This is a genomic window from Bacteroides sp., assembly GCF_019417265.1.
GTDB lineage: Bacteria > Bacteroidota > Bacteroidia > Bacteroidales > Bacteroidaceae > Phocaeicola.
The window spans coordinates 38403-61058 of the sequence record NZ_DXVR01000006.1; the positions used below are offsets into that span (position 1 = coordinate 38403).

The 22656-nt window shown below is 38.9% G+C and carries 15 protein-coding genes; 14 read left to right on the top strand and 1 reads right to left on the bottom strand.

Annotated elements, in window-relative coordinates; genetic code table 11:
• The first annotated feature begins 217 nt into the window (after positions 1 to 217).
• The 7 genes from QZ379_RS01875 to QZ379_RS01905 all read left to right on the top strand — a co-directional run bounded on the left by QZ379_RS01875 (position 218) and on the right by QZ379_RS01905 (position 16869).
• The gene (locus QZ379_RS01875) at positions 218 to 1423 is read left to right on the top strand and encodes a glycoside hydrolase family 5 protein (protein WP_154045079.1); all 1206 of its coding nucleotides are present in this window, start codon (positions 218 to 220) and stop codon (positions 1421 to 1423) included.
• A gap of 49 nt (positions 1424 to 1472) precedes the next feature.
• On the top strand, positions 1473 to 2999 hold the full coding sequence (locus QZ379_RS01880; protein WP_291557664.1) for an alpha-L-fucosidase: 1527 nt from the start codon (positions 1473 to 1475) through the stop codon (positions 2997 to 2999).
• 155 nt (positions 3000 to 3154) lie between these two features.
• Positions 3155 to 7138: a hybrid sensor histidine kinase/response regulator transcription factor gene (locus tag QZ379_RS01885; protein WP_291557666.1), complete on the top strand. Its 3984-nt coding sequence runs from the start codon at positions 3155 to 3157 to the stop codon at positions 7136 to 7138.
• A 144-nt stretch (positions 7139 to 7282) separates the two neighbouring features.
• A complete protein-coding gene (locus tag QZ379_RS01890; protein WP_291557668.1) occupies positions 7283 to 10162 on the top strand; it encodes a TIM-barrel domain-containing protein in 2880 nt (959 codons plus the stop codon).
• A gap of 3 nt (positions 10163 to 10165) precedes the next feature.
• Positions 10166 to 12667: a beta-galactosidase GalB gene (gene galB / locus QZ379_RS01895; protein ID WP_291557670.1), complete on the top strand. Its 2502-nt coding sequence runs from the start codon at positions 10166 to 10168 to the stop codon at positions 12665 to 12667.
• Positions 12668 to 12681: 14 nt separating this feature from the next.
• Positions 12682 to 14898, top strand: coding sequence for a glycoside hydrolase family 3 C-terminal domain-containing protein (locus QZ379_RS01900; RefSeq protein WP_291557672.1), 2217 nt, complete (start codon positions 12682 to 12684; stop codon positions 14896 to 14898).
• A 30-nt stretch (positions 14899 to 14928) separates the two neighbouring features.
• Complete coding sequence (locus QZ379_RS01905) at positions 14929 to 16869, top strand: glycoside hydrolase family 97 protein (RefSeq protein WP_291557674.1); 1941 nt, start codon at positions 14929 to 14931, stop codon at positions 16867 to 16869.
• Between the two features lie 130 nt (positions 16870 to 16999).
• On the opposite strand, the gene QZ379_RS01910 is transcribed toward QZ379_RS01905, so the two are convergent.
• Positions 17000 to 17191: a PspC domain-containing protein gene (locus tag QZ379_RS01910; protein ID WP_291557676.1), complete on the bottom strand. Its 192-nt coding sequence runs from the start codon at positions 17189 to 17191 to the stop codon at positions 17000 to 17002.
• A 130-nt stretch (positions 17192 to 17321) separates the two neighbouring features.
• On the opposite strand from QZ379_RS01910, the gene QZ379_RS01915 reads away from it, so the two are divergent.
• From QZ379_RS01915 to folK, 7 genes are read left to right on the top strand one after another with little or no spacing between them, the layout of a single operon-like run.
• Complete coding sequence (locus QZ379_RS01915) at positions 17322 to 18224, top strand: class I SAM-dependent methyltransferase (RefSeq protein ID WP_291557678.1); 903 nt, start codon at positions 17322 to 17324, stop codon at positions 18222 to 18224.
• Positions 18221 to 19081 (top strand): permease-like cell division protein FtsX, encoded by an 861-nt coding sequence (locus tag QZ379_RS01920; RefSeq protein ID WP_291557681.1) that lies wholly within the window; start codon positions 18221 to 18223, stop codon positions 19079 to 19081. The genes QZ379_RS01915 and QZ379_RS01920 overlap by 4 nt, the downstream gene beginning before the upstream one ends.
• A 20-nt stretch (positions 19082 to 19101) precedes the next feature.
• Positions 19102 to 19347, top strand: coding sequence for a DUF3098 domain-containing protein (locus QZ379_RS01925; protein WP_291557683.1), 246 nt, complete (start codon positions 19102 to 19104; stop codon positions 19345 to 19347).
• 6 nt (positions 19348 to 19353) lie between these two features.
• Entirely contained in the window at positions 19354 to 20157 is an 804-nt protein-coding gene (locus tag QZ379_RS01930; RefSeq protein ID WP_291557685.1) for an undecaprenyl-diphosphate phosphatase, read from the top strand.
• A 13-nt stretch (positions 20158 to 20170) separates the two neighbouring features.
• Positions 20171 to 20875 carry a tRNA pseudouridine(55) synthase TruB gene (gene truB, locus QZ379_RS01935; protein ID WP_291557696.1) on the top strand — a complete coding sequence of 235 codons (705 nt, stop codon included), beginning with the start codon at positions 20171 to 20173 and terminating at the stop codon, positions 20873 to 20875.
• Positions 20876 to 20895: 20 nt separating this feature from the next.
• Positions 20896 to 21951, top strand: coding sequence for a tRNA preQ1(34) S-adenosylmethionine ribosyltransferase-isomerase QueA (gene queA, locus QZ379_RS01940; protein ID WP_291557687.1), 1056 nt, complete (start codon positions 20896 to 20898; stop codon positions 21949 to 21951).
• 2 nt (positions 21952 to 21953) lie between these two features.
• Positions 21954 to 22403, top strand: a complete 450-nt coding sequence (gene folK / locus QZ379_RS01945; protein ID WP_291557689.1) for a 2-amino-4-hydroxy-6-hydroxymethyldihydropteridine diphosphokinase — start codon at positions 21954 to 21956, stop codon at positions 22401 to 22403.
• The last annotated feature ends 253 nt before the right edge of the window (positions 22404 to 22656 follow it).

Sequence of the window (22656 nt, forward strand, 5' to 3'; positions counted from 1 at the left end):
AAACCGACTCCTTATATATGACAAGAATCAGACAGGCAGACTTGTAATCACCAGCGTAGAATATATCCCCGCTCAATAAAGACAAATATTTTTTATTGTGGTGAACTCTTAATATTTTTCACTTGCCGGTCTATGAGGAATTGTAGGGGAATTCAATACCTCACAGATTCCGGCAAGTAATTTTATAGGCATCACCAAATTAATCAAAACATCTTGAATGAAAAGACATATACTACTTTTAAAACTATGTATATTTATTTTAACTATAAATACATGGCCGAATATACACGCTGAAACAAAGGCGAAAACTCCTTATGAAACAGCCAAAGAATTGGGTTTAGGATGGAACTTAGGCAATCAACTTGATGCTTTTCAAGACGGGAAAGCACAAGAAACAGTATGGGGAAATCCACCTGTGACACAAAAATTCTTCTATCGTTTGGCCGAAGTTGGATTCACCTCCGTACGTATCCCAATAACATGGGTAGGACATTTTGGTGAGGGTCCTGAATATAAAATTTCGGACAGTTATATGAACCGGGTAGCAGAAGTTGTAAACTACGCAGAGAATGCAGGCTTAAACACAATTATAAACATACACCATGACGGAGTGGAAAGTTACTTCTGGCTTGACATCAAAAATGCAGCACTAAACGAAGAAATAAACGATACTATTAAAAACATGATAAAGTCTATATGGACTCAGATAGCAAACCGTTTCAAGGATAAAGGTGATTTCCTTATATTTGAATCAATGAACGAAATCCATGACGGTAAATGGGGATGGGGAGCGAACCTTAGCGACGGTGGACGCCAATATGCTGTTTTAAATGAATGGAATCAGGTATTCGTAGATGCGGTACGTTCCACAGGAGGAAATAACGCAAACCGTTTTCTGGCAATACCTGGCTATGCCACCAATATAGATTTGACAGTAAAACACTTCAAATTACCTAAAGACAAAACTCCCAACCGACTGATGGTATCAATCCACTATTATGACCCAATGGATTACACAATGGGAGATATTTATTCAGAATGGGGACATACAGCGAGTCAGGATATGAAATATAAAGGAATGGATGAAGAATATATGCAGGAACAATTCAAGTCAATAAAATCAACTTTCATTGACAATGGTATTCCTGTTTATATAGGAGAAATGGGATGCAAATACCGTGAGGATAAACGTTCTGAAAGTTTTAGAGAATATTTTCTGGAATATCTATGCAAGGCAGCCAAAGAAAACGGTATGGCTCCATTCTATTGGGACAACGGAAAAGACCGCTCATGCATTTTTGACCGGTCTAACGGGAAGCTGGTACATAACGGAAAACGTGTGATAAGACTTATGAAACGCGCTGTTTTTACAGACAAGAAATCATATACACTCCAAACAGTTTATGAAAACGCTCCACAATAGTCTTAATAAAACAATATAGGAATAAATTTGTTAATAAATTTTTTATGCGATGAAAAAACTATTCTATTCTATCATTATGCTTTTGTTTGTTTCTTGTAGCACAAACGAAAAAAAAACAGATGTGATGTCTGTTGAATCTCCGAAAGGAACAAATGTATTTCAGGACAACTGGGAAAACATAGCCGAGAATTACCATTTCCCTGAATGGTTCTCTGATGCCAAATTTGGAATATTCATCCACTGGGGAGTATATTCAGTCCCCGCATACGGAAGTGAATGGTATTCAAGAAATATGTATCAGAAAGGGTCTGACGAATATAAACACCATATTGAGACATATGGTCCACAGGACAAATTCGGATACAAAGACTTCATACCTATGTTCAAGGCCGAAAAATTCGATGCCGATGAATGGGTGAAATTATTCAAAGACGCAGGAGCAAAATACATAGTACCCGTTGCGGAACACCATGACGGATTTGCCATGTACGATAGCGAGCACAACCGATGGAATGCAGCAAAAATGGGACCTAAAAAGGATATTATAGGCCTGTTGAAAAAGGCTGCGGAAAAAGAAGGAATAATATTCGGATTGTCAAGCCACAGACTTGAGAATGCATGGTTCTTTAACGGTGGTATGGAATTTCCATCTGATGTACAGGATACTACAATCACACTATATGGTAAGCGTTCAGAAAAAGAAGTATATTCAGAAGATGTATGTATAGATTTCTTGAAACATACACACGAATTGATAGACAAATACCAGCCACAGCTTATATATTTCGACTGGACTGTAAACAAGATTCCGGATTACTTTAACAAATTCCTGGCTTATTATTATAACTGTTCGTTGGATTGGGACAAGGGTGTTGTTGTAAACACTAAACACGGTTATCCGACAAATATACTGGTAGGGGACGTGGAACGCGGGAAACTGAATGAAATGAGAAAATATCCTTGGCAGACAGACACTTCAGTAGGCAAACATTCATGGGGATACGTTGAGGGAGAAGAAAACAAGACACCGGACCAAATAATACACGACCTGGTGGATATTGTAAGCAAAAACGGCAATCTCTTGTTGAACATAGGACCACGCCCTGACGGAACTATTACGGACGAACAAAAGCAAGTACTGCTATCAATAGGTAAATGGTTAAAGATAAACGGTGATGCCATATATGGTACACGTTGTTGGATTAAGTCCGGCGAAGGTGAATCAAAAGGTACTTCCGGTTCATTTTCAGACAATGAAGCAACAAAATATAATTGCCAAGATATACGTTTTACCACTAAAGGCAACACTCTATATGCCATCACTTTAGATTGGGGCAAACAAGTAATGATAAAATCTTTGAACAAGGATATTGTACGTGATGCAAAGATTCTTAACGTGGAAATGCTCGGTTCTAATGAAAAAATAGCATGGCAACAAACAGACAAGGGCCTCTTAATAACTTTCCCTTCCAAAAAGCCATGCGAAACCGCATATTCATTTAAAATCTCTTTTGACAAAAAAGTAGGTGAAGGATTAGAATCCGAAATGATTGATATACCATTCAAACATGGATAAAAACATGGATTTATTAATTTAATTTGTTGATGTATATGTTTTGCCCGGCTTAAAATGTTTTTAGGTCGGGCAATTAATTATATATAGTTGTTACGATTTTGGTTTTTTGCTTACTTTTTATTTCTTTTGTAAAATAAAAAAATAAATTGATTTATATGAAAAGATTGTCTTTGGTCATATTATGGCAGATTATATTCGTTTCTTTGTATTCGCAACCTTTCAATTTCAAACACCTTGAAGTGGCTGACGGATTATCCAACAATTCAGTTTATGCCATATTGAAAGACAAAGACGGTTTTATGTGGTTCGGAACCAACGCCGGACTGAACCGTTTTGACGGATATACATTCAAGGTTTTCCGCCATTTACATGATGATAAACATTCACTCCCTGACAATTACGTAAAAGAAATAATAGAAAGTCCCAATGGAAATTTATGGATAAAAATGGGGACAGGATACACTATGTTCGACAAAGCGGCCAACCAGTTCAATAACAATACCAAAAGTTTTATGAAAAAACTAGGCAGCAATGGTTTACCTGAATGTATTTATGTAGATTCAAATGAACAGACATGGTTTTTTGTAGGATGGGAAGGTTTTTATCGCTATGACAAAAATAATAATACAAAATTCGTTTCATTATATAACTTTGGATTGCCTGAATTTGGTGTCAGCGCTATCAATGAATGTAACGATGGAATTTTATTCCAATACAACAACGGAATACTTGTCTGCATTGACCCGTCTGAGATGAAACCTAAATGGATAAAGGATGAAATATCTCTTCAAATGAACGGGAAACAAGCATTTTATTCATTATTCGTAGATAAAGAACAGTGCATTTGGATTTCCAATAATTCAAATTTATATGTATATGATACAGTTTCAGACGCATGGAGACACGATTTGGAAGAACCATGGAAAAGCCTGAATGATATTATACATTCAGTTTCACAAGATAACATTGGTAGAATATGGGTAGGCAAAGACTACGGAGGCATAGATGTTTTTGATAAAAAAACCGGTCATTTAACAAATCTTGTAAATGATAAAAATAATACCCGCAGTTTATCACATAACACCGTTTACAAAATATATACAGACAAATATGGAACAACATGGATTGGAACATATAAAAAAGGTATTTCATATTATAGCGAAAGTATGTTCAAATTCAACATGTATGAACTTGGTGATATTACATGCGTAGAACAGGCCGATGATAAGCATGTGTGGTTAGGAACAAATAATGATGGACTACTTTTATGGAATATCGAAGAGGCGAAAGTAAAAAAACACTACAACTTTACCTCACCCATAGTTTCACTATTAAAGACAAGTGATAACAGATTATGGATAGGCACATTCAACAATGGTCTGTACAGTCTTGACATAAAAGGATTAACCAAATACACAGTAAACAATAACGGGTTATTGGGCAATAACGTGTGGTCTATGGCAGAAGCTGACGGAAAGCTATGGATAGGTTTCTTAGACGGAGGAATCCAATATATTGATATGAAAAGCAACAAACTTACCAAGTACGATGAAATAAATGGGATGGTACCATCACTATGCGTAACAAAAGACAATATCCTTGTAGTAGGAAAGTCACAATTAGCTTTAGTAGATCTGGAAACACTCAAATTAAAAGAAACAATCAGAAATACATCTTTAAGCAGACATTGTGTAAATCAGGTATATAGTGACAGCCGTGGATTAATATGGATAGCGACAAACGAAGGTCTTGAAATGTATAACAGAAAACGTCACGCAACTACAAATTTTACAGAAACAACAAATGCAGATGGCGAAGTCATATCGGGTATAACAGAAGATAATAATCACGATATCTGGGTTACATCTACACGTCACATGATCCACATAAAGGTATCAAAAGATGCAAACGGAGAATATGTATTCGAATCACACATTTACAATGAGAAAGACGGACTACAAAACTGCGATTTCAATCTAAGGGCAATTAAGACATTGAAAGACGGTACGATTATTGCAGGAGGACTTTATGGACTAAACACATTTAATCCTGATAAAATACATTATAACACAATACCTCCTAAAATAATGTTTTCCGAATTATATCTGTTTAATCAGAAGATTGAAGCTGGAGTAGAATACAATGGCAATATCATACTGACTAAAGACATAAACTCAACAAGAAAAGTAGAACTTAAAAATACACAAAATATATTCTCATTAGAATTAAGTTCAGACAATTATAATCTACCTGAAAAAACATGCTATAAATACAAAATGGAAGGTATAAATGATGAATGGCTTACATTGCCTGTAGGATTAAACAGGCTTACATTCACAAATTTAACCCCGAAAAAATACATTTTAAATGTAAAAGCCATAAACAGCGACGGATATGAAAGTATAGAAACTGCAAAACTGGAAATCGTGGTACATCCTCCTTTCTGGTTATCTTGGTGGGCATATTCATGTTATACCTTAATAGCAATATGTATATTGTTATCAGCACGTAAAATGATTTTAAAACGTGAGCGGGAAAAATTCCGTTTACAACAAATAGAACAAGAGGCTGTAAAAAATGAAGAAATAAGCCAAATGAAGTTTCGTTTCTTTACAAATATCAGCCATGAGCTTCGCACTCCTCTGACATTGATTATATCACCATTAGAAGACTTGTTGAAAAGTACAAAAGATGAATCACAAAAATCAATGATCATGCTTATATACAGAAACGCACAACGCCTACTGACACTTGTAAACCAGCTACTTGATTTCAGAAAAAGTGAAATGACAGGACATACTCTATCGTTATCAGAAAGTGATATCGTAGCATATATTCGCGAAGTATGTAACTCATTTATGCTAATGGCAAACAAAAAACATATTCAGTTCTTTTTCTTTTCAGGAATAGACAATTTCCATATGGCATTCGATGCTGATAAAATAAGTAAAATAGTTACTAACTTACTTTCAAACGCATTTAAGTTTACACCTGACGGCGGACGAGTAACTGTCATGATAGAACACATTGAGGGAACACAGGAAATGCTGGAAATAAAAGTATCAGATACAGGTATTGGTATCCCAGACTCTGAGAAAGAGCATATTTTCGAACGATTCTATCAAACTGGACATAAAGGAATTGAAGAAAGTACAGGTAGCGGTATAGGACTTAGCCTGGTGCGTGATTTTGTAAACTTACATGATGGAAGTGTAGAAGTATTCGACAATATAGGGACAGGAACAGTTTTTGTAATACAACTTCCTGTAAAACATGTAAACTTAATGTCGGAACATATTGTCAGTGCTGTTGAAAATACAAATGAAAAAAATAATGAAGATACAGAAAAAGTAATAGAACAAACAGACCGTAAAGACTTCCCATTAATACTAATAGTAGATGATAATGAAGATTTCCGTATTTTCATGCAACATAGTTTAGAATTACAATACAATGTTGAAATAGCATCCAATGGAGAAGAAGCATGGGAAATGATACAACAGAAACGCCCTGATCTTATTATAAGCGATGTAATGATGCCTGTAATGAATGGCATAGAACTATGCAAACTAATAAAAAACAATCAGCCAACAGCACACATACCTGTAATATTACTAACTGCACGACAGGCTGTTGAATCAAAAGTTGAAGGCTTGGAAATAGGTGCAGATGATTATGTAACCAAACCTTTTAACATGACGGTATTGACATTACGTATCAGGAAATTGATTGAGTTAAGTCATTACAAACAAATATCACACTCAACAATAGATCCTACGCCAAGCAACATAGTAATAACATCATTAGATGAAAAACTAGTAGAAAAAGCTATTAAATACGTAGAAGACAATATATCTAGGAGTGAACTTTCAGTTGAAGAACTTAGTAGCGAACTTGGAATGAGTAGAGTACATCTGTATAAAAAGTTATTACAGATAACTGGAAAAACGCCAATAGAGTTTATACGTACAATCAGACTGAAAAGAGCAGCTCAATTATTACGCGAAAGTCAGTTATATGTATCCGAGATTGCTTATGAGGTAGGATTTAACAACCCCAAATATTTCAGCAAATATTTCAAGGATGAATTTGGAGTTTTACCTTCAGCATATCAGTTAAAAGAGAAAAATAACAAATAATACCCTTGTATGAAACAAACAGACCTCTGAGGAACAAGATAATACCCTTGTATAAAACATTATAAATCTTAACTCCTAACTATAAACAGTATTTTTGCATATGAGAAAAGTTTTATAGAATTAACTAATTAAATACTTGGGTATATGAATGCGAGAAATATCTTTTATTGTCTCCTTGCCGTTGGGATGTCATTCGGATGTTCGAATGTCTATGAAGAAACAGACTATGGCGTAATAGTTAAAGTTAAACCTAAAAACGAAACGGATGCACATCTGGTTCGTATGGAAGTAATGGGTGACAAACTATTTCATGTATCGGCTACAAAGGAAAATAAATTTGCCGATTCTAAAAGTTTGATAATTGTTCCACAAACAAAAAAAATACCTTTTACTATTAAACAACAAGGAGATACCGTTATTGTTTCTACAGAGAAAATAAACGCCTCCGTGTTAAGTTCCACGGGAGAAGTATGGTTTACTAACAAGAAAGGAGAGATAATTCTGCAGGAAAACAAAGGTGGAGGAAAGACTTTTACTCCTATAGAAATAGAAGGTACAAAAGGATATTCTATAAGACAAGTTTTTGAATCGCCGGAAGATGAAGCATTCTACGGACTCGGACAGCACCAGTCTGAGGAGTTTAACTACAAAGGTAAAAACGAAGAACTGTTCCAGTACAACACTAAAGTTTCAATACCTTTCATCGTATCTAATAAAAACTATGGTGTTTTGCTAGACAGCTATTCACTATGCCGTTTCGGAAATCCTAATGACTATTCACTATTAGGTGAAGTATTTAAGCTATACGACAAAGAAGGTGTTGAAGGTGCAATTACAGGCACATACGTTCCCGAAAAGAATACATCATCAGAAACTATAGTCAGACGTGAGCCTCAGCTATACTTCGAACACCTGAAAAGAGAAGATTTGTCTAAAGTGGTAAATCTTCCAGAGAACTTCCCATTCATGGAAGCAAACGTAACATACGAAGGTATGATTGAACCTTCCGAAACAGGTGAATTCAAGTTTATTCTATATTATGCCGGTTATACAAAAGTATATATCGACAACAAACTGGTAGTACCGGAAAGATGGCGTACTGCATGGAATCCTAACAGCTATAAATTCTCAGTTAATCTGGAAAAAGGAAAAAGAGTTCCTCTTAAAATTGAATGGAAGCCAGACGGTGCCGTATCTTATTCAGGCTTACGTGTAATGAGTCCTGTAGCTCCTGAAGAACAGGGGAAACAGTCATGGTGGAGCGAAATGACAAAACAACTTGACTACTACTTTATTGCAGGAAATGACATGGACGACGTAATCAGCGGATACAGAACCCTTACAGGGAAATCACCTATCATGCCTAAATGGGCTATGGGGTTCTGGCAGAGCAGGGAAAAATACAACACTGCTGATGAGATGCTTGGAGCATTGAAAGGTTTCAGAGATAGAAATATTCCTATTGACAATATCGTACTTGACTGGAACCACTGGCCGGAAGATGCATGGGGTAGTCATGAATTCGACAAGAACCGTTTTCCAAATCCTAAGGCTATGGTTGACTCAATACATGCGATGAATGCACATATGATGATCTCCGTTTGGCCTAAATTCTATACTACAACCGAACATTATAAAGAGTTCGACAAGAATGGATGGATTTATCAGCAGTCTGTAAAAGACAGCCTGAGAGACTGGGTTGGCTCTGGTTATACTTACGGATTCTACGATGCATACGATGCAGACGCACGCAAGCTGTTCTGGAATCAGATGTACGAACATTATTATCCGTTGGGTATAGACGCATGGTGGATGGATGCCAGCGAACCTAATGTGAGAGACTGTACAGACTTGCAATACAGAAAAGACTTGTGCGGACCTACTGCACTTGGCCCTTCTGCCGAATATTTCAATGCATACGCACTCATGAACGCTGAAGCAATCTATAACGGTCAGAGAAGTGTGGACAACAACAAACGTGTATTCTTGCTTACACGTTCAGGATTTGCCGGACTGCAAAGATACTCAACTGCCACATGGAGCGGTGACATAGGTACAAGATGGGAAGACATGAAAGCACAGATTATGGCCGGACTTAACTTTGCAATAAGCGGAGTTCCATACTGGACCATGGATATTGGCGGTTTCTGTGTAGAGAACAGATATGTAGCCGGACAGCAGCAGTGGAACAATAACAAGACAGAAAATGCCGACTATAAGGAATGGAGAGAGCTGAATGTAAGATGGTATCAGTTCGGAGCATTCTGTCCGCTATACCGTGCACACGGACAATACCCATTCCGTGAAATCTGGGAAATTGCACCGGAAGGACACCCGGCATATAATTCTGTAGTTTACTATTCTAAACTGAGATATAGCCTTATGCCATATCTTTACTCACTGGCAGGTATGACTTGGTTCAACGATTACACTATCATGCGTCCTCTTGTAATGGATTTCACTGCCGATACAAATGTAAATAATATTGGTGACCAATACATGTTCGGTCCGTCAATCATGGTATCACCAGTATATAAATATGGAGAACGCCAGCGTGAAGTATATTTCCCTAAATCTGCAGGATGGTATGATTTTTATACAGGAGAATTCCAGCAGGGTGGAGAAAAAAAACTGGTTGACGCACCATACGAACGTATGCCTTTGTTCGTACGTGCCGGTTCAATCATTCCTTTCGGTCCTGATATACAATTTACTTCTGAGAAACAGCCTGAACATATAAAACTTTATGTTTATCAAGGTGACGACGCTTCATTTACTTTATACGAAGACGAAGGTGTAAACTACAACTACGAACAAGGTAAATACAGTATGATTGAGATAAATTATAATGAAAACACCAAAGAACTTGTAATATCAGACAGAAAAGGTGAATACGACGGAATGTTGAAAGAACGCACATTCGAAATCGTAAAAGTGAACAAGGAAAACTCTGATGCTTTCGACAAAAAATCAAAAGGTATAATCGTCAAGTATGACGGTAAATCACAAACAGTTAAATTGTAATCAATGAAATTATTTACATACATAGGTATATTTTGCTGCATGCTCCTGGGGGCATGCAGCTCTGTATCTGTATCCCCAAGGGAAAAGATATGCTTCAATGACAACTGGTCATTCTCTCTGAGTGACAATCCCAAAGCATCAGAAACAGATTTCGATGATAAGGAATGGAGAGTATTAAATCTTCCTCACGATTGGGCCATAGAAGGTGATTTCAGCAAGGACAATCCATCGGGAACAGGCGGTGGTGCTTTACCTGGAGGAATAGGTTGGTACAGAAAAACATTTATCCCAAGTAATGAAGATTCCGACAAGATAATAAGAATAGATTTTGACGGTATATATATGAACAGTGAAGTGTTCATAAACGGACAATCGTTGGGTAAACGTCCATACGGCTATATCTCATTCGGTTACGACATAACCCCATATCTGAAATGGAATGAAAAGAATGTGATAGCAGTCCGTGTAGATAACTCGGAACAGCCGAATTCCAGATGGTATTCCGGATGTGGCATATACAGAAATGTATGGTTGACAAAAACAACCCCTGTACATGTTGACGAATGGGGAACTTATGTCACAGCATCGGATATCAGTAACGAAAATGCGACTTTAAACATTGTGACTACGATACAGAACTCAGGGAATAACAATGAAACAGTAACCCTGAAGTCTATACTCAACGATATGGATGGAGCTGTTGTTGCCGAGACAGAATCATCTGTTTCTGTTGTGGCAGGACAGAAATCCAATATAAGCCACACCCTGAATATCTCATCACCTAAATTATGGGACACGGAAAATCCGTATTTGTACTCTCTCGTCACAGAAATTATCAAAGACGGCAAATGCATTGACAGATACACCACAACCACGGGAGTACGTAATTTCAAGTTTGATGCCGAAAAAGGATTTATTCTGAACGGCAAACAAACTAAAATTAATGGTGTGTGTATGCACCACGACCTTGGATGTCTGGGAGCTGCCGTAAATACCAGAGCTATAGAAAGACAGTTGCAGATTCTGAAAGAGATGGGATGCAACGGTATCCGCTGTTCACACAATCCGCCTGCACCTGAATTGCTTGACTTATGCGACAAGATGGGATTCATTGTAATGGACGAGGCATTCGACATGTGGCACAAGAAAAAGACATCACACGACTATGCAAAATACTTCAATGAATGGCATGAAAAGGATTTACGCGATTTTATATTACGCGACCGCAACCATCCTTCTATTTTCGTATGGAGTATAGGCAACGAAGTGCTGGAGCAGTGGAGCGATGCAAAAGCGGATACACTATCATTGGAAGAAGCCAACCTCATACTTAACTTCGGACATTCTGCAGATATGCTTGCTAAAGACGGAGAAATGAGTGTAAACTCACTTTTGACAAAAAAACTGGCTGATTTTGTTAGGGAACTTGACACTACACGTCCGATTACTGCTGGATGTAATGAGCCTAATCCCGGGAACCACCTGTTCAAATCAGGAGCTCTTGACATAATAGGATACAACTATCATAATGCTAACATTTCTGACGTTCCAAAGAACTTCCCTGGCAAGCCTTTCATCATCACGGAAAGTAACTCAGCTCTGATGACAAGGGGATACTACCGTATGCCAAGTAATGAAATGTTCATATGGCCTGAACGCTGGGACAAACCTTTCTATGATGAAAGTTTCTCATGTTCTTCATACGATAACTGCCATGCTCCATGGGGTAACACTCACGAGGAAAACATAAAACTGGTAAGAAACAATGATTTTATCAACGGACAGTACATATGGACAGGATTTGACTATATAGGCGAACCTACTCCATACGGATGGCCAGCAAGAAGTTCCTACTTTGGAATCGTCGATTTGGCAGGTTTCCCTAAAGACGTTTATTATCTGTATCAGGCAGAATGGACAAACAAACAAGTACTGCACCTGTTCCCTCACTGGAACTGGACTGAAGGACAGGAAATAGACATGTGGTGCTATTACAACAATGCCGATGAGGTTGAACTTTTCATAAATGGCGAGTCGCAAGGAATACGCAGTAAAGACGAGGACAACCTACACGTAGTATGGAGGGTTAAGTTCATACCAGGTACTGTTAAGGCCGTTGCAAGAAAGAATGGCAACATTATTGCTGAAAAAAAAATACATACAGCTGGAACTCCACATAAGATAAGACTTACTCCTGACAGAAATATCATAACAGCGGACGGAAAGGATTTGAGCTTTGTCACTGTAGAAGTGCTGGATAAAGACAATAATTTGTGTCCTCTTTCTGAAAATCTTATTAATTTTGAAGTTAGAGGTAATGCTTTCATTGCCGGTGTTGACAATGGTTGCCAGACATCAATGGAACGTTTCAAGGACAATAAGCGCAAGGCATTTAATGGAAAGTGCCTGGTAGTATTACAGAATAACGGAGAAAAAGGAACTGCCACATTAACAGCAAATTCCAATGGTTTGGAAAGCTCAAATATAGAAATCAAATCAAAATAAATATATACATAACCATGAAAAATACATTTTTTACAGCAGGTCTATTGGCTTTGTCATTTATAGCAACAAACGCACAGAACAACATACCTGTATATCTAGATGACAGACAACCTATAGAGTTAAGGATAGAGGACGCATTAAAGCGTATGACTCTTGAGGAAAAAACACGTTTAAGCTACGCACAGGGAAAATTCAGTTCTCCTGGTTGCCCTCGTTTGGGTATTCCCGAACTTTGGATGAGCGACGGCCCTCATGGTGTACGTGCAGAAATAAACTGGAATGACTGGGGTTACGCAGGATGGACAAGCGACAGCTGTACAGCCTTCCCGGCATTGACATGTCTTGCAGCCAGCTGGAATACGACTCTTGCAGCCGACTATGGTAAAGCAATAGGTGAAGAAGCAAGGTATCGTGAGAAAGATGTACTGCTCGGCCCTGGAGTAAATATCTATCGTACTCCATTGAACGGACGTAACTTCGAATATCTTGGTGAGGACCCTTATCTGGCTGCTGAATTATGTGTACCATATATCCAGGGAGTTCAAAAGAACGGTGTAGCAGCTTGCGTAAAGCACTATGCACTGAATAATCAGGAACTATGGCGCGGACATATCGACGTGCAGTTGAGCGACAGAGCCCTACGCGAAATATATCTTCCTGCCTTCCAGGCTGCAGTTGAGAGAGGTGGAGTATGGAGCATAATGGGAGCATACAACAAAGTAAGAGGAACTCATGCGACACATCACAAACTGCTCAACAACGACATTCTGAAAGGTGAATGGAATTTCGACGGATGTGTAATTACCGACTGGGGAGCTGCACACGACACATACGAGGCTGCAATGTACGGGCTTGATATAGAAATGGGGTCATATACCAATGGGCTGACTTCAGAATCTGAATTCGGTTACGACGATTACTATCTTGGAAAGAATTACCTGCAGATGGTAAAGGACGGAAAAATTCCAATGGAAGTTGTAAATGAAAAAGCGGCACGTGTATTAAGGCTTATATTCCGCACAGTCATGAACAGAGAAAAGCCTTTCGGTTCAATTACAAGCGAAGAACATTACAAGACTGCATACAACATTGCTACCGAGGGAATAGTGCTTCTCAAGAACAAATCATCAAAGAAAGCTCCTGCACTTCTTCCGATAGATATGAACAAATATAATAAGGTACTTGTAGTCGGAGATAATGCTGTGAGAAATCTTATGGCAGGAGGAGGTTCGTCAGAGCTGAAACCAAAACTTGTAGTGACTCCACTTGACGCACTTAAAAAAGAGTTCGGAACTAAAATAGAGTTTGCTCAAGGATATATGGCAGGAAGACCTATGTACGGAAATGAAGAAGTCATTCCACAGGCTACTATGGATCCACTGCGTAATGATGCTGTACAAAAAGCAGGTAAAGCAGATCTGGTAATTTTCATCGGAGGTCTAAACAAGAATCATTTCCAAGATTGTGAAGGTGGAGACAGAAAGACATTCGGTCTCCCATTCGGACAGGATGAATTAATAGAAGAGATAGTAAAAGTAAACAAAAATATCATAGTAGTGATAACAAGCGGTAACGCAGTAGAAATGCCATGGGAAAGAAAAGTACCTTCTATAGTACAATCATGGTATCTTGGTTCTATAGGCGGATCAGCATTGGCTGATGTCATTACTGGAAAAGTAAATCCTAGCGGCAAACTTCCTTTCTCTTATCCTGTGAAACTGGAAGACTGTCCGGCACACTATTATGGTGAAATGAGTTACCCAGGTGATAGTATCAAACAGGAATATAAGGAAGACATTCTCGTAGGCTACCGTTGGTATGATACTAAAAACATAAAGCCTCTGTACTCATTCGGCCACGGTATCAGCTATACCACTTACGCCTATTCAAAACCTTCTATTTCAGGAAAATCAATATCTGAAAACGGAGAACTGACAATATCTGTCAAAGTAAAGAATACAGGTAAAATTAAAGGTAAAGAAACAGTGCAGCTATATATAGGAGACGAAAAATGCAGTCTTCTACGCCCTAAAAAAGAGCTGAAAGGTTTCTGCAAGGTTGAACTTGTTCCAAACGAAGAAAAAGAAGTTGAGTTCACCATTGACGCTAATGACTTGAAGTTCTTTGATGACAGAACCCAGAAATGGACAGTAGAACCCGGAAAATTCAAAGCCTATATTGCTGCGGCTTCTGATGATGTACGAGACGTTTTAGAGTTCGAATATAAATAACAAACTATAAATTACTTAAACTTATTACACATGAACAAATATTTACTATTCTGCACACTTGCTTTATCATGTTCTCTCCTGTCAGCACAACAGGCAACAGTGACAGGACCTGACAAAAACTTAAAAGTAGATATATCTGTAAAATCAGGTAAACCATTTTACAGTGTTACTTATAAGAATAATATAATTCTAGAAAATTCTCCGCTTGGATTTATTACCGATATAGGTGATTTCAGTAATAACATATCTTACGTGGAACAAAAATCATCTTCAATCAATAAAACCTATGTTCAAGACAGAATAAAGCATTCGGTCATAAAATATAATGCAAACGAATTGAAGATTACATTCTGTAATGCAGATAAACATCCTTTCGATGTGGTATTCAGAGTAAGCAATAACGATATTGCTTTCAAATATGAGATTCCACAATGTGGTGAAAGGGCTTCTATCGTAATTAAATCAGAAGCTACGGGTTTTGATTTCCCGGAAAACACAACCACATTCATTTGCCCGCAAAGTAAGCCTATGGTGGGATGGAAAAGGGCAAGACCAAGTTATGAAGAAGAATATAAACCGGACGAGCCAATATCTACCCCATCGCAATTTGGCGAAGGATATACTTTCCCATGCCTTTTCCACGTTGGCGACAATTGGGCTTTAGTTTCCGAAACCGGAGTAAGAAGCAAATATTGTGCTTCGCATCTTAGTGATGCCACTAAAGATGGACTTTATACAATAGCTTTCCCTAATGAAAACGAAATGAATGGACTTGGAAGTTCAACACCCGGATTAGCCCTTCCTGGAGAAACTCCATGGCGTACAATAACCGTTGGAGACAACTTAAAACCAATTGTAGAAACAACAGTTCCTTTTGATGTTGTTGAACCATTGTACGAACCTTCACAGAAATATGAATTCGGACGTTCCACTTGGAGCTGGATTTTATGGCAAGACCCAAGCATTAACTATGATGACCAGATAAAATTTATAGATCTTGCCGCACAAATGGGATATGAATTTACACTCATTGACGGTGGATGGGAGACAAACATAGGACGCAAACGAATGGAAGAACTTTTCAAATATGCCCAAAGCAAAGGCGTAGGAGTATTTGTATGGTACAACTCTAACGGATATTGGAATGATGCCCCGCAATGTGCAAAACAGTGCATGAGCAACTCTATAGAACGCAAGCGTGAAATGAAATGGTTGCAGAAATGTGGAGTAAAAGGCCTTAAAGTGGATTTCTTCGGTGGAGACAAACAACAAATGATGGGGCTATACGAAGACATCCTAAGCGATGCCAACGAGCATGGACTTATGATAATCTTCCACGGATGTACCATCCCTCGCGGATGGGAAAGAATGTTCCCTAACTATGTAGGAAGTGAAGCTGTTCTTGCATCAGAAAACTTGATTTTTAATCAATATTATGATGATAATGAAGCATATAATGCAACATTACATCCCTTTATCCGTAACACTATAGGTTGCATGGAGTTTGGTGGTACAGTATTAAATAAATACCTTAACAAAACAAATGATGGTGGAGCAATACGCCGTACGACAGACGTATTTCAAATTGCAACAGCCGTTTTGTTTCAAAATCCTATACAGAACTTTGCAATAACTCCTAATAACATGTACGACGCACCTTCTTCCATGATAGAGTTTATGAAAGATGTTCCTACCACTTGGGATGAAACAAGATTTATAGACGGATATCCTGGTAAATATTGTGTTTTGGCACGCCGTCATAACAACAAATGGTATATAGCAGGAGTCAATGCATTGAAAGAACCACTAAAACTGAAGCTAAATTTATCAATGCTTGATAACGGTAACGAATGCACATATTATTATGACAATAAAAACCGTCAACCTCAGAAAGAAGTTCTTAAAATTAAAGATACATCCTCTGTTAATGTTGTTATCCAACCCGAAGGCGGCATAGTTATTGTAAAATAAAAATATAAAATTAATGAAATTCATCTATAGTTTGAGACTCAAATCATAGATGAATTTCATTAACTCCCAAAAGGAATAAATCATTTATTGCCAAGAACAAAGTCTTATTACATTATTATCATCTGTATTATCACCATCTCCTCTCCGGCATCACAATCATAAGTATAAGATATACTATCACACCGGAAAATGCAGTAAACACAGTAAGCAATGCATAAGCTACTCTTACTAAAGTTGTATCAAAGCCAAAATATTCTGCCAGACCAGCACATACGCCGGCTATCATGCAGTCATTGGAACGTGTAAGTTTTCTATTATTCATAATCTCCTGTTTATTTTACATACGAAGATAGTAAAAAACGGAGAATATATGCACTTACTCTTAAAAACTTTTAAATAAATGCCATATATACCTATTTATTTTGTTATTTTGCAGGAAATTAGGGATAAAAGTGAGTAAACTATATATAAACAAGTGTCCGATATGCGGACAAAGCCGGTTTGAGAAGGTTATGACATGTACAGACCATTATGCCACGGGCGAATCGTTCGATTTGTGCCGCTGCATGAATTGTAGCTTTATGTTTACTCAAAATGCGCCTGTCGAGTCTGAGATAGGCAGATATTACGAATCACCGGATTATATTTCACACAGCGACACTCACAAGGGACTTATGAACTCGGTATACCATAAGGTAAGAAAGCATATGCTTTCAGAAAAGGCCGGACTTGTGAGCAGGAGCAGCAATCTTACATGCGGAAGAATTCTTGACATCGGTACCGGTACGGGCTATTTTGCCGACAAGATGAAAAGAGAAGGCTGGCAAGTATCTGCCATCGAGAAAAGTCCTCAGGCAAGAGAATTTGCCAAGGAACATTTCGGGCTGAGTGTAAATCCACCGGAAACACTGTTTACTCTTAAAGAAAAATCTTTCGATGTTATCACGCTTTGGCATGTAATGGAGCATCTGGAACAGTTGGACCGTACATGGGATACATTGGACAGGATTCTTAAAGACAGCGGAACACTGATAATCGCAGTACCTAACGCCGCTTCCTACGATGCCGAAAAATATAAGGAGATGTGGGCAGCATATGACGTTCCGCGCCATTTGTGGCATTTCACACCGTCAACTATCAAAAAGCTCGCTTCTAAGCATGGATTTGTGATGACAGAAAGATATCCTATGCCATTCGATGCTTTTTATGTGTCAATGCTCAGCGAAAAGTATATGAAGAAATCGCATACTTTCGTGCGCGGATTATTCACAGGCACAAAAGCCTGGTTTGCATCGCTCAATCACAAGGATAAGAGCAGCTCTATGATTTATATATTCAGAAAGAAACAGTTATGAAAAAACATAAGTCAACATTCGACATGCAGTTTATTACAGCAGGTATAAGCACCACAATGGTATTGTTCCTGTTAGGGCTTGTGGTATTCTTTGTTCTTACCGCAAACAATCTTTCAGTATATATAAGAGAGAACATTGCTTTCAGTGCGATACTCGATGACGGAATAAAGGAAACCTCGATAATAAAACTTCAGGAAAGTCTCAACAAAAAGGATTATGTAAAGCAGACTGTGTACATATCCAAGGACCAGGCTCTGAAAGAACAGATAGAGGCTATGGGCACAGACCCAAGCGAATTTCTCGGCCATAACCCTTTCAATGCGTCAATAGAGATAAAGCTTAATGCGGGATATACTCACCCTGACAGCATAAAATGGATAGAAAAGGAACTGATGGAGAACAAGAGTATTCTCGAAGTAAGCTACCCTCAGAATCTGCTTGACTCTGTAAACAGGAATCTTCAGAAGATAAGCGCTTTTCTGCTTGGTCTTGCAGTTCTGCTATCGCTCATTTCTTTCTCGCTGATAAACAATACAATACGCCTGACTATCTATTCTAAAAGATTTCTGATACACACCATGAAACTGGTCGGCGCAAGCTGGGGATTCATACGCCGCCCGTTCATCACCAGAAACCTGTGGATAGGAATACTTTCAGGAGCTGTAGCCAACGCCATTCTTACGGCATCGGCCTATACGGCAGTGAAATACGAACCGGAACTGTTGGCTATAGTATCGCCGGAGAGTATCATGATTGTAGCAGCTGCGGTAATGGTGTTCGGCATGATAATAACAACCTTTTGCGCATACATATCTATCAACAAATATCTGCGTATGAAAATAAGTGAACTCTATTGATAACAATAAATAATCAAGATATGGACAGAACCAAATTTGCATTCGACAAGACAAACTTCATCCTCTTGGGTATAGGGATGGCAGTTATCATTATCGGCTTTCTGCTGATGACAGGCCCGGGTTCTACAGAAACGACTTTCGAACCTGACATTTTCAGTGTACGCCGCATAAAAGCAGCCCCTTTTGTATGTTTCGTAGGATTTATCTTTATGATATACGGCATACTGCGCAAACCGAAATCAATTTCAGAAAACATAGAAGAATAAACAAACATGACTTGGATTGAAGCTATTATTTTAGGGCTCCTGCAAGGACTTACAGAATATCTGCCTGTGAGCAGTAGTGGGCATCTTGCCATAGGTTCTGCACTTTTTGGTATAGAAGGAGAAGAGAACCTGACATTTACCATCGTAGTACACGTGGCTACCGTACTCAGTACATTAGTTATATTATGGAAAGAGATAGACTGGATTTTCCGCGGTCTGTTCAAATTCCGGATGAATGAAGAAACAAAATATGTTCTGAACATCATTGTTTCCATGATTCCGGTTGGGATAGTAGGAGTATTCTTCAAGGATTATGTAGAAGACATATTCGGTTCGGGACTTCTGATTGTAGGAATCATGCTGTTGCTCACAGCTTCTCTGCTGGTATTCTCATATTATGCCAAGCCTCGTACAAAAGAGAAAATCAGCATGAAAGATGCGTTCATTATCGGTCTGGCTCAGGCTTGTGCAGTAATGCCCGGCCTTTCGCGTTCCGGTTCCACCATCGCTACAGGATTGCTATTGGGCAACAAGAAAGAATCGCTTGCACAATTCTCGTTCCTTATGGTTATCCCTCCGATATTGGGTGAAGCTCTTTTAGAGGGTATTAAAATAGTAAATGAAGCATCTGCAGCTGATGCAAGTATATCTGTAGGCGCACTTATAGCAGGATTCCTTGCTGCTTTCATCTCCGGATGCATCGCATGCAAATGGATGATAAACATCGTCAAGAGAGGAAAGTTGGTTTACTTCGGTATCTATTGTGCGATAGCCGGAGCAATAACTATAGCTGTATCATTATTAAACTAAAACGGTCTGTATGCTGGATTTTAAGGAAGGAGAAATTCTATACATTGACAAACCGCTGAAGTGGACATCATTTGCAGTAGTAAACAAGCTCAGATATCACATAAGCCGCAAACTCGGGGTAAAGAAAATAAAAGTAGGACATGCGGGAACTCTCGACCCTCTTGCCACAGGAGTGATGATTATCTGCACCGGAAAGGCCACAAAGAGAATAGAGGAGTTTCAATATCATACTAAGGAATACATAGCCACTCTGCAATTAGGGGCTACCACTCCGTCCTTCGACCTTGAAAAGGAGATAGACGCGACGTATCCTACCGAACATATCACCCGCGAAATGGTGGAAGAAGCACTGAAAAAGTTCATCGGAACCATAGAACAGGTGCCGCCGGTATTCTCGGCTTGTAAGGTGGACGGAAAAAGAGCCTATGACCTTGCAAGAAAAGGCGATGAAGTCGAACTAAAAGCCAAGACTCTTGTTATAGATGATATAGAGCTTCTGGAATGCAATCTGCCTGAGATAAAAATCAGAGTAGTCTGCAGCAAAGGAACTTACATCAGAGCTTTGGCAAGGGATATCGGACAAGCCCTAAACAGCGGAGCACACCTCACCGGACTTATTCGCACACGTGTGGGCGAAGTGAAGCTGGAAGACTGTATGAAACCTGAAGAATTCGAGCAATGGCTCGACAAGCAAGATATTAAAGTTACAAACGATTAAGGAAAGAAAGGACCAAAAAGATGAAACTGTCACAATTCAAATTCAAATTGCCGGATGAAAAAATTGCCCTGTATCCTACTGAATACAGAGACGAGTCACGCCTGATGGTAGTACACAAATCTACAGGCGAAATAGAGCACAAGATGTTCAAGGACATCCTGAATTATTTCGACGACAAGGATGTGTTTATCTTTAACGACACAAAAGTATTCCCTGCACGTTTGTACGGAAACAAGGAAAAGACCGGTGCCAAAATCGAGGTATTCCTTCTTAGAGAACTCAACGAAGAGCTTCGTCTGTGGGACGTTCTTGTAGACCCGGCACGTAAAATCCGTATCGGGAACAAGCTGTATTTCGGTGAAGACGACTCTATGGTGGCCGAAGTAATAGACAACACCACTTCAAGAGGACGTACTCTACGCTTCCTCTACGACGGTCCGCACGATGAGTTCAAGAAAGCTCTGTATGCGCTTGGAGAACCACCATTGCCTCCATTCATAAACCGCCGCGCAGAAGCAATCGACGAAGAACGTTTCCAGAACATCTTCGCGAAGAACGAAGGAGCCGTTACAGCTCCTGCTTCAGGACTGCACTTCAGCCGCGAGCTTATGAAGCGTATGGAAATCAAGGGTATAGACTTCGCATTCATAACAATGCATGCCGGACTCGGAAACTTCCGCGAAATAGACGTTGAAGACCTTACAAAGCATAAGGTTGACTCAGAACAGATGTTTGTCAATGCAGAGGCATGCCGCATAGTAAACAATGCCAAAGACAACGGCCATAACATCTGTGCCGTAGGTACTACTGTAATGAGAACCATAGAAACAGCTGTCAGCACAGACGGACATCTTAAGGAATACGAAGGCTGGACAAACAAGTTCATCTTCCCTCCATATCAATTCAGCGTGGCAAACTCAATGGTAAGCAACTTCAATATGCCTATGTCTACAATGCTTATGCTGGTTTGCTCATACGGTGGATACGAACTTATAATGGATGCCTACAACGTCGCCCTTAAAGAAGACTACCGCTTCGGTACTTACGGTGATGCTATGCTTATACTTGACAAATAATCATGGCAAAAGTATTCTTAGGCCTCGGAACCAACCTTGGCGACAAAAGAAACAATCTGCTAACGGCAGTAACCAATATAGAAGAAAAGATAGGGAAGGTGACTTTCCTATCTTCTTTTTATGAAACAGAGCCTTGGGGATTCAAGTCGGACAATTCTTTTCTGAATGCAGCCTTGTGTGTGGAAACATCGCTTGAGCCCGTAGCTATTCTTAACATCATTAAGGAAATAGAAGTAGAAATGGGCAGGACACAGAAATCGGTAAACAAGGTATATGCCGACCGCCCTATCGACATCGACATTCTCCTTTACGATGATATGATTATCAAGACAGAGGAGCTGACCATCCCCCACCCGCTTATGACTGAAAGGGATTTCGTGATGAAACCATTGGTGGAAATAGCAGGTGACACTGTGCATCCTCTATTGGAGAAGAAATTAGTAGAGCTATAACATACGGGAAATCTAAAAAGTTGGGTAGTGAACAACCTGTAAACAGTTAATAAAAAGGTGTTCACTACCCGTTTTTTATATGTTCACACAAGGTTACAAACATTCTTTTGTACAGAAATAAAAACATTTTCTTCAGCACATATTCTCTATATATAACTTATATTTATAAAAACAAAGCTTGTGTTTATATAAATATAAGGTTATGTAGGTCGGCGGCATTACTGCCGCTTTCCCCATTAAGAACTGTACATGC

What these genes read in the sequence shown, in the direction of transcription:
- galB (WP_291557670.1), top strand. Translation starts at nt 10,166, where the DNA reads ATGAAATTATTTACATACATAGGTATATTTTGCTGCATGCTCCTGGGG.
- QZ379_RS01900 (WP_291557672.1), top strand. Translation starts at nt 12,682, where the DNA reads ATGAAAAATACATTTTTTACAGCAGGTCTATTGGCTTTGTCATTTATA.
- folK (WP_291557689.1), top strand. Translation starts at nt 21,954, where the DNA reads ATGGCAAAAGTATTCTTAGGCCTCGGAACCAACCTTGGCGACAAAAGA.
- QZ379_RS01875 (WP_154045079.1), top strand. Translation starts at nt 218, where the DNA reads ATGAAAAGACATATACTACTTTTAAAACTATGTATATTTATTTTAACT.
- QZ379_RS01880 (WP_291557664.1), top strand. Translation starts at nt 1,473, where the DNA reads ATGAAAAAACTATTCTATTCTATCATTATGCTTTTGTTTGTTTCTTGT.
- QZ379_RS01905 (WP_291557674.1), top strand. Translation starts at nt 14,929, where the DNA reads ATGAACAAATATTTACTATTCTGCACACTTGCTTTATCATGTTCTCTC.
- QZ379_RS01925 (WP_291557683.1), top strand. Translation starts at nt 19,102, where the DNA reads ATGGACAGAACCAAATTTGCATTCGACAAGACAAACTTCATCCTCTTG.
- QZ379_RS01890 (WP_291557668.1), top strand. Translation starts at nt 7,283, where the DNA reads ATGAATGCGAGAAATATCTTTTATTGTCTCCTTGCCGTTGGGATGTCA.
- QZ379_RS01920 (WP_291557681.1), top strand. Translation starts at nt 18,221, where the DNA reads ATGAAAAAACATAAGTCAACATTCGACATGCAGTTTATTACAGCAGGT.
- queA (WP_291557687.1), top strand. Translation starts at nt 20,896, where the DNA reads ATGAAACTGTCACAATTCAAATTCAAATTGCCGGATGAAAAAATTGCC.
- QZ379_RS01885 (WP_291557666.1), top strand. Translation starts at nt 3,155, where the DNA reads ATGAAAAGATTGTCTTTGGTCATATTATGGCAGATTATATTCGTTTCT.
- QZ379_RS01910 (WP_291557676.1), bottom strand. Translation starts at nt 17,191, where the DNA reads ATGAATAATAGAAAACTTACACGTTCCAATGACTGCATGATAGCCGGC.
- QZ379_RS01930 (WP_291557685.1), top strand. Translation starts at nt 19,354, where the DNA reads ATGACTTGGATTGAAGCTATTATTTTAGGGCTCCTGCAAGGACTTACA.